The organism is Parafrankia sp. Ea1.12 (genome assembly GCF_900465275.1).
Taxonomy (GTDB): Bacteria; Actinomycetota; Actinomycetes; order Frankiales; family Frankiaceae; genus Parafrankia; species Parafrankia soli.
In genome coordinates this window covers 1-2,015 of sequence record NZ_UBIZ01000681.1, presented here as the reverse complement: position 1 = coordinate 2,015, position 2,015 = coordinate 1, and the positions used below count along the sequence as shown (strand labels likewise).

Genomic DNA, 2,015 nt, shown 5'->3' with positions numbered 1-2,015 from the left:
GAGTGCATACGCGACGCATGCCGGAGGCGGGGACGGGCTGTGAGCACTAGCCCGGAGCCGAATCGTCGACCACGTCGACCCTCCTTTCGTTCCGCTCACTCACACATTGCGACCTCGCGTCGCACCACGTGGAAGAAGTCCACGGCCAGCATCGTCGCTGCCTGCGTGCGCAGGAACTGTCGCCATGTGGTGTCGGTCTGCCGTGTCGGTGCCGGGGGCAGCCCCAGGGATGTCAGGACCCGGCGGATCGTGGACGCGCTGACCCGGTGGCCGAGTGTGAGGAGCTCGCCCTGGATCCGCTGGTAGCCCCATGTCGTGTTCTCGGTCGCGAGCCGCTTGATCAGCGTGGCGATCTCCGGGCTGATCGGTGGCCGTCCCGTCCGGTGCGGGTGGGTCCATTTCCGTGTGACCAGGCGGCGGTGCCACCGCAGAACGGTGCCGGGAGTGACCAGCCGGTGCGCCCGCAGCGCCCTGGGCAGGAGTCGGATCAGTGCGGCGGGCACCGCCCGGTCCGCCCAGTCCCACCGGGGCTTCGGCTGGGTACGGTGCAGCACCGCGACCTCATGTCGCAGCACCAGCAGCTCGATGTCCTTGGACGCCGACGAGCGGCCGAGGAGAACCAGCCAGCCACACACCCGCACGAAGATCAGATAGAGCAGGCGGATGGACATAACTGACCATCATGCCGACAGTCCGCTCCGCCGCATCAGCCCAGCTCACGGGCCCAGGCCGACTTCTGGCACCCCACAGGAGCTTTGGATGATCCGTCTGTCCGGGTCTGACCCGTGGCGGCGTCAGCTGGCGAGGCCACCTGTCGGTCGGGTGCGGACCTGCTCCTGCGCGTCGTCCACTCGTTCCAGCAGGGCCATGACGTCCTCGAGCGAGCGCAGGGTGTCGTTGAGGTGCGTGCAGGTGGACGGGCCGACAAAGGTGTCGCGTACCCGGCCGCGCAGGCCCTCGGCCGCCTCGCCCGCCAGGCGGGTGGCGCTGGCCGCCGCTGCGGGGCACTCCGGCCACGGGAGGGCACCGATGTCCGCTTCGCACGACAGGAACCGCCGTGTCGCTGGATCGCCAGTGGCATGGACCGTGTACTCGTGCACGATTGTCTCGACGCCGTCGTCATCCACGTGACTGTCGCGGAAGAAACACTCCACCGCGGCGATCTCGCCTTCCCTCCAGACGTCGAGCCGGCGACGACGGCGCATACCGTGCGGAGGGAGCAGGTCGAAGGTGTGCCAGCCGAGCGGGTCGTCGGAGTCGACCGACGGCGCATGCGGACCGACGTGGACCGGGATCTTACCGGTCCCGGCGAATCCGGACACGAGCGTGCCTCCGGCCACCCAGCCGGCGCAGAGGTCCGGATACTGCAGCGTGAGCTTGGGACGAGAGCGGTGCGCGCCGGCGGCCTGCACCGCGTAACCACTCACGAGCAGTGCCGTCGGTAGATCGTCGAGGAGCTGGAACCGCACCGACCGCGACGTCCGCTCGCCCGGCATCGCGGCGTCGACGGCCTGCCGGAAACCGGCAGACACCGCTACCCCCGCGAGCGCCGTCAGACCCGGGTGAGACGGGTCACCGGCGATCCGCCGTACGAGCCGCTGCGGGTAGCCCACCTCCAGGTCAAGGCGTGCCGTGCCGAGAACGGTACTTCCGCCGTCGGGCGCGGTGCGCAGGTCACGACCGCGCGCCATGACGGTGACCGGTCCGAGTAGCCCGCCCGGCCGCAGCGAGTCGTGGGTCGTGGTCCGTCGTACCGAGCCCCGCCTACGCGTCGGCGTGGCGGATGCCGGGCGTGCGTCCTGCGTGCTCATGGAGCCTCCATCGCCGGGGGTGCCCCCGCAGCTGTCGTACCGCCTCGGTGTGGTTAAGAGCGTGTCTTGTGTGGCGGCTGCGGGTACATATCTGATCATGGATGTGATGGAGAGCAGCCTCGCTCTGCGGCTGGTCCCGGACGATCTGTGGGAGCTGGTGGAACCGCTGCTGCCCCGGTTCGAGACCCGCCACCAGGGTGGTGG

At 69.8% G+C, this 2,015-nt stretch carries 1 protein-coding gene and 2 pseudogenes; 1 reads left to right on the top strand and 2 read right to left on the bottom strand.

Going from position 1 to position 2,015, the window contains the following annotated elements:
* Positions 1-125 precede the first annotated feature (125 nt).
* A pseudogene (locus tag FMEAI12_RS35455) lies at positions 126-671 on the bottom strand (helix-turn-helix domain-containing protein); the annotation flags it as partial.
* A gap of 123 nt (positions 672-794) precedes the next feature.
* Positions 795-1,811 (bottom strand): DUF2889 domain-containing protein, encoded by a 1,017-nt coding sequence (locus tag FMEAI12_RS35450; protein ID WP_112109213.1) that lies wholly within the window; start codon positions 1,809-1,811, stop codon positions 795-797.
* A 106-nt stretch (positions 1,812-1,917) separates the two neighbouring features.
* Between FMEAI12_RS35450 and FMEAI12_RS40425 the strand changes: the two are divergent.
* Positions 1,918-2,015 (top strand): annotated as a pseudogene (locus FMEAI12_RS40425) (IS5/IS1182 family transposase); the annotation flags it as partial.

What these genes read in the sequence shown, in the direction of transcription:
- FMEAI12_RS35450 (WP_112109213.1), bottom strand. Translation starts at nt 1,811, where the DNA reads ATGAGCACGCAGGACGCACGCCCGGCATCCGCCACGCCGACGCGTAGG.